This is a genomic window from Algiphilus aromaticivorans DG1253 (genome assembly GCF_000733765.1).
GTDB classification, from domain to species: domain Bacteria; phylum Pseudomonadota; class Gammaproteobacteria; order Nevskiales; family Nevskiaceae; genus Algiphilus; species Algiphilus aromaticivorans.
The window spans coordinates 1-5,285 of the sequence record NZ_JPOG01000002.1 but is presented as its reverse complement, the minus strand read 5'-3'; the positions used below and the strand labels follow the sequence as shown (position 1 = coordinate 5,285).

Genomic DNA, 5,285 nt, shown 5'->3' with positions numbered 1-5,285 from the left:
GGCGGCAAGCGCACCCGACCGGCCGCTCCTGATCGATCCGCTCCCGGTAGCGATGCGCTGCGCGCCACGCATTGCTTCGCAAATCCCCGTGACATTCTCAACCAGTGAGCGTGCGCTAAGGCCGATTTCGCCAGTGCAACGCGCACCCAGTTGCTTGCGCATGCAGCGGGCTGGCCGGGCAGATGCCGGCGAACTGAGGAAGGCGCCGGATGGGGTCGGGCACGGCCTCGCGTGCAATGTCCTGAAAATCGTGCCGCTTCATGTACGGGCCGGAGTCTTCCGTCAGCAGGTATAGCGCATCGAGATCCATCGCCCGTGCCTTTTCCTCGGCGGCGGCGATCAGTGCGGCACCGAGGCCGGCTCTGCGCTTGCCGGCGCAACTGCCAGCGAGCGCAGCAGCGCCGATGTGCCGGCCGGCTGTAGCGCGATGACACCGTGGCTTCGCTTCCCTGCATCGCGAACCAGACGATGCGGGTCATCGGCGATGTCGGAGGTGGGGAGCCCCGAGCCGCCCAGCAAGGCGGCGACCCCATCGCTGAAGATGATTTCGCGGATATCTGATGCGACGGTCATTCAAGCCTCTGGTGCTGCGGAAGCGCGTCGGTGATGCTGTGCCACGGCGCCTTGCTGCCAACAAAGATGTGACGTTGTGGCGTGACGCCAGGGTCGTCGTCCAGCGTGCCTAGAGAGATGTTGAAGGTGTCCGCGTCGTGGTCGAATCGGGTGAGGATGGGCGAGCCGCAGGTGCCGCAGAAGCCCTTGTGTTCGCCGGGCGAGGACTCGTAATAGCGGATGGCCTCGGCGCCCTGGCTCAGGCCGAGGTCGGCGGCGCGCACCCGTGCGCGCGTCTTGAATGCCGCGCCGTGGTACTTGCGGCACATGCTGCAGTGGCAGTTCAGGACGTCGAAGAGCGGGCCGTCGATGCGAAAGCGCACCCGGCCGCAAAGGCAGCTGCCGCGAAGGCTCATGATGCGATGACCTCCTTTTCCGTCTCTGCGTTGTCTGCGGCCAGCGTGTGCGCCCACCGCGGCGGCGCTTGGCCAGAAAGGCCGTCGTGCCCTCGCGGAAGTCCGCCTCGCTCGCCGCCAGCCCGAAGTGATCCGCGCCAGTCGCAGCGCGGCGCCGAGCGGTAGCTCCACGCCGCGCCGCACGGCGTCGCGCGTCAGTCGCAGCGCGTGCGGCGCGCCGGCGTTGACGCGCGCCAGCAGGTGCTCGCATTCGACGCTCAGCATGTCCGCCGACACCACCCGATGAACCAGCCCTAGGGCCAGGCCCTTCTCGGCCGTGATGGTATCGCCGGTCAGCAGCAACTCGGTGGCTTGCGCGCGACCGATGAGCCGCGGCAGGCGGCTGGTGCCGCCGAAGCCGGCGACGGCACCGATGCGGACTTCCGGGTGGCCGAGGCGCGCACTCCTTACCGCGATGCGGAACGTGCAGGCTTCGGCGATTTCCAGGCCACCACCGAGGGCGTGGCCGTTGATGGCGGCGACGACGATCTTGTCCATCGCCTCGATCTTCTCCGTCAGGAAGATGGCCGCACGCGCGTAAGCCCGTACCTCGGGCGAGGCCGTCGACAGGTAGGAAATATCCGCGCCCGCCGAGAAGGCCTCCTTGCCGGCGCCGGCGAGCACGACGGATCGCGCGTGTGGGTCCGCTGCGGCCTGATCGAGGCGAGCGTCGAGCTGGCTCAGGACCTCCGGCGACAGCGCGTTGCGGGCGCGCTCGTTGTGGACCGTGATCCAGGCGTTGCCATTGCGGGTGCTGTAATGCACTTCAGCTTGCGACATGGTTGGTCTCCGGTTGGCGCGGCGACGCCGCGCAGTGATGGGGTTGGTCGCGTGCTGGTCGAGGAACTCCAGTACGCGCGCGATGACGCCCGCGTCGGCCAGCAGGCGCTGGTGTCCGAGCCCGCGCGTCTCGTGCAGCTGCGCGCGGCTCAGGCCGGCGCGCAGGCGCTGGGCGTGCTCGTAGGGAATACGCCGGTCGAAGCGGTCATGGACGAGCAGGACGGGGTGTCGCCCATCGCAGGGGCCAGCTCGCGGCCTCGATGGCGTCCAGCGGGTGGCCGACCTCGCGCTCGACGAGCGTGCGGAATCGCTCGCGGCCACGGCCCTGCAGCCCGACGAAGTCGAGAAAGCCGTCGACGACGTAGCGAAGCTGGCCGGCGAGGCGATGAGCACCATGCGCGGCAGTCGCACGCCCTTCGCGGCCAGCAGCGCGGCGCCGGCGCCCATCGAATGCCCGATGACAGCATAGGCGCGTCCTCGGCGGCGACCGCGTCGCGCAACGCGTCACTGAAGCGCCCCGGGTGCGATACGCTGCCAGGGGCGTCGCCGTGCGCCGGCGGGTCCACGGCGATCACCGTGTAGCCGGCTTCCAGCAGGGCGCGATCAGCGCCTCGAACTGCGTGTAGTGCCCTTCCCAGCCGTGTAGCATGACGCTGCGCGGCCCGCTTTCCCAGCGACGGAGGTAGGCGCCGCCGCGGTGCGCTCCCGGTCCGGGGCGGGCAGCTCACGTGCCGTGCTGCGCGTACGCCGGGGCCGGAAGAAGAGGCGTGCCAGACGCCGCGCAGTCAGGCTGGGGGATCTGCCCGCCGACCGCTATGCTCGCGCGCAGCAGCTGCAGCGTCCAGGGTGGGGAAGGGGGCTGGTACTTGCTCGGGTCATGATCAGAAGCCCTGGGTGATGGAAGCCGTGATGCGGTCGCGTCGATCGAACTGGCCGAAGCGACCGGTCGCCCGGCCGTAGAAGAGGTCCGTGCCCAGGCGCAGCACGAGATCGGCGCGGTAGTCGTAGCTCAGGCTGGCGCGCAGCAGGCCGTCGCCGGCGTTGACGTCGTGGATGAGCTGCCCGCGCAGCGTCAGCGTCTCGTTGCGGAAGCTGCGCTCGACGAGCTGTGTGACATCCCATTCGACGCGGTCGCGTGTCGCCGCGCCTCGGAGAGATCCACCCAGCTCGCGAAGAGCTGTGGAGACGATGGTGTCGGTCAGGCCCATCCAGTCGAGGCCGAGCACCGCCGAGGCCTCGCGGCTGTCGATGACGCCGTCGGCGTCCTGGGGGGCGGCGGCGATGAGTCGCCGGCGCGTGGCATAGGCGAGCTCGCTGCGCAGCGTGAAGTCGCCGATGGCATTGGCGGCCGATCCGCCGAGGGTGTGCGTGCGGTAGTAGCGCGGCGTCACCGCGACGCCGTCAGAGGTGGCACTGCGCTGAAAGGCCGGCCGGTCGACGTAGTGATACAGATAATTCAGCGTCAGATCCCAGCCGCCGAGAAAGGCCGACAGCTGGGCGCGGCGTCGCCGTCGGCGAAGCGATGCTCCGGCGCATCCGCGGGGCGGAGCCGCACCCTCGTGCCGGGCGGCGCCATCGGCACCAGCTCCGGCGAGGTGATGGCGAAGGCGCCGTCGGGCGGCGGCAACGCATCCACCGAAACGTCGGCAAGCGCGATCAACTGCGCCTGCCAGACAGGGCCCAGCGGAAACTCGCGCGCAGCGACCATTGCGGAATCCGCGAATGCTCGAAGTCCGCCAGGATGAACTCGCGGAAGTTCTGCGGATTGACCTGGTCCAGCAGCTTGAGACCGTCGGCCTTGCCCCAGACGATCTGCTGCTTGCCGGCGCGCAGGTAGAGCGGCCCCAGGTAGATATCGGCGTAGAGCTCGCGCAGCGCGAGCTCGCCGCTGCCCCCAGCGCCTGCGGCCGGCTCCAAGGATCGTAGCTGCCGCGGTCGGGGCGGCCGGGCTCGAGCCGGTCGATGGTGTCCGCGCGCAGCCGTCCGACGGCCGTGACGTCGAAGCCCCACGGGCTGCGCCACTCAACGTCCGGCAGCAGCGTGAGCTCGGCCTTCTGGCCATAGCCGTTGGTGGTCTGCACGGCTGTGGCCAGTTCCGCCGTGCCGCCCAGCCGCCAGTCGGCGGCCGCCGCAGCCGGCGCGAGGGCAAGCAACAGCCAGGGCAGGCGCGCGCGCATCAGTAGCGCAGGCCGCGCGATAGCGCGCGCTGCTCGAAGGCGCTGTCGTCGATGTCGAGGCCGTAGACGACCTCGGAGATCTCCAGCCGTGTGCTGTGGCCGGTCTTGTGGTTGTCGACGGTGATCTCGTGCACGGTCCAGATGTCCTGGACCTGACGAATATCGGAGAAGCGCACGGTCTTCAGGCGATTGCCTTGCAGATCCCAGTTCTCGGCCTTGCGGATCGTCGCGGTTTCGGGGTCGACGTACCAGCGCGCGCGGCTGTAACCCAGTTCTTCGGCGACGCGCTCGCTGATCGGAGCGCCTTCGACGACGATGACCGCGGTGCCCTCGACCTCGTCGCGACCGACCGTCTCGAAGCGCCAGTCGCTGAGCGACACCTTGTTCTGGCGCTTGAGGTCCTCGTAGGTCAGGTCGGTGCCCAGGAAATAGTCGCCCCGGTCCGAGGCCGAGATGCGGCGCGTCTTGCGCGCGGCCGGCAGATACAGCCACTGATCGTCGTCGCGCTCGGGGTCGCATAGTCGTAGGTCAGGAAGGCGGTGCCGCGAATGTTGCTGGGCTCGCGGTAGAACAGCACCTGCTTCTTGTCGTCGCCTTCGTAGCGACGCAGGGTGACCGCTTCCTGCTCGCGGCTGCGGCCCTGGCGGTCGGTCAGCAAAAAGTGGATGCGTGACTTCTGGGTGACGCCCTCGTCGCGTGCGTCGACGGTGGACATGAGCTGCGGGCCGTCGGGCAGAGCGTCCTGGGCTTGTACCGACGCCGCGCGACGGCGATGGCGACGAGCACGACGAGGGGGCGCAGGCGGACAAAGCCGCCCTGTTGCTGGGGCTTGGCGGGCATGGGGTCATCCTTCGAGCTAGTGGTGGGAAACAGGCGCTGCGGGCCGATGAGCGCAATCAGCGCCGGCAGGGCGGTGAGGCTGGCGGCGAAGCTGGTGACGACGGCGACGGCCACCAGCAGGCCGAAGTCCTGCAGCGGCGGCACCGAGGAGCTCATCAGCACGCCGAAGCCGAGCGCGAGCGCGAGCAGGTTGAAGAGCAGCGCGCGGCCGGTGGTCGGAAAGAGGCGGCGACGGCGTCGCCGTAGGCCATGCCCTGCTCGCCGAGCAGGTGGCGCAGCCGGTCCAGGGTGTGAATGGCGAAGTCCACGCCCAGGCCGATGGCGATGGCCGCGAACATGGAGGTGCCGATGCCCAGCCAGATGCCGGCGTAGCCCATCACGGCGAAAACCATCAGCACCGCGAAGGCCACCGGCAGCGTCGCCAGCAGTCCGAGCAAGACGGAGCGGAAGAACAGCGCCGACGCGAGGAAGACCAGCGCCA

General features: G+C 69.4%; 9 protein-coding genes and 2 pseudogenes. All 11 read right to left on the bottom strand.

All coding sequences use genetic code 11. The features are described 5' to 3' along the window. Nucleotides 1-115: 115 nt before the first annotated feature. On the bottom strand, nt 116-310 hold the full coding sequence (locus U743_RS17795; RefSeq protein WP_043772948.1) for a hypothetical protein: 195 nt from the start codon (nt 308-310) through the stop codon (nt 116-118). A 29-nt stretch (nt 311-339) separates the two neighbouring features. Beyond that, a complete protein-coding gene (locus tag U743_RS17790; RefSeq protein WP_043772946.1) occupies nt 340-573 on the bottom strand; it encodes a hypothetical protein in 234 nt (77 codons plus the stop codon). After that, the gene (locus tag U743_RS19835; RefSeq protein ID WP_043767928.1) at nt 570-968 is read right to left on the bottom strand and encodes a GFA family protein; all 399 of its coding nucleotides are present in this window, start codon (nt 966-968) and stop codon (nt 570-572) included. Before U743_RS19835 ends, U743_RS17790 begins: the two co-directional genes overlap by 4 nt. Before the next feature lie 204 nt (nt 969-1,172). Beyond that, nucleotides 1,173-2,183: pseudogene (locus U743_RS19830) on the bottom strand (enoyl-CoA hydratase-related protein); the annotation flags it as partial. A 485-nt stretch (nt 2,184-2,668) separates the two neighbouring features. After that, the gene (locus U743_RS17770; protein ID WP_043772940.1) at nt 2,669-3,178 is read right to left on the bottom strand and encodes a hypothetical protein; all 510 of its coding nucleotides are present in this window, start codon (nt 3,176-3,178) and stop codon (nt 2,669-2,671) included. Between the two features lie 71 nt (nt 3,179-3,249). Continuing rightward, complete coding sequence (locus U743_RS17765; protein WP_043772938.1) at nt 3,250-3,447, bottom strand: hypothetical protein; 198 nt, start codon at nt 3,445-3,447, stop codon at nt 3,250-3,252. Then, on the bottom strand, nt 3,444-3,704 hold the full coding sequence (locus tag U743_RS17760) for a DUF1302 family protein (RefSeq protein WP_043772935.1): 261 nt from the start codon (nt 3,702-3,704) through the stop codon (nt 3,444-3,446). Before U743_RS17760 ends, U743_RS17765 begins: the two co-directional genes overlap by 4 nt. A gap of 259 nt (nt 3,705-3,963) precedes the next feature. Then, nucleotides 3,964-4,446, bottom strand: a complete 483-nt coding sequence (locus U743_RS19380; RefSeq protein WP_232226853.1) for an outer membrane lipoprotein-sorting protein — start codon at nt 4,444-4,446, stop codon at nt 3,964-3,966. Continuing rightward, nucleotides 4,374-4,622 (bottom strand): LolA-like protein, encoded by a 249-nt coding sequence (locus U743_RS19375; RefSeq protein WP_052368471.1) that lies wholly within the window; start codon nt 4,620-4,622, stop codon nt 4,374-4,376. Before U743_RS19375 ends, U743_RS19380 begins: the two co-directional genes overlap by 73 nt. Then, a complete protein-coding gene (locus tag U743_RS19595; protein WP_232226852.1) occupies nt 4,616-4,993 on the bottom strand; it encodes an MMPL family transporter in 378 nt (125 codons plus the stop codon). Before U743_RS19595 ends, U743_RS19375 begins: the two co-directional genes overlap by 7 nt. Beyond that, nucleotides 4,960-5,285, bottom strand: a pseudogene (locus U743_RS19590) (hypothetical protein); the annotation flags it as partial. The pseudogene U743_RS19590 and the gene U743_RS19595, both read right to left, overlap by 34 nt.

What these genes read in the sequence shown, in the direction of transcription:
- U743_RS17790 (WP_043772946.1), bottom strand. Translation starts at nt 573, where the DNA reads ATGACCGTCGCATCAGATATCCGCGAAATCATCTTCAGCGATGGGGTC.
- U743_RS17795 (WP_043772948.1), bottom strand. Translation starts at nt 310, where the DNA reads ATGGATCTCGATGCGCTATACCTGCTGACGGAAGACTCCGGCCCGTAC.
- U743_RS19835 (WP_043767928.1), bottom strand. Translation starts at nt 968, where the DNA reads ATGAGCCTTCGCGGCAGCTGCCTTTGCGGCCGGGTGCGCTTTCGCATC.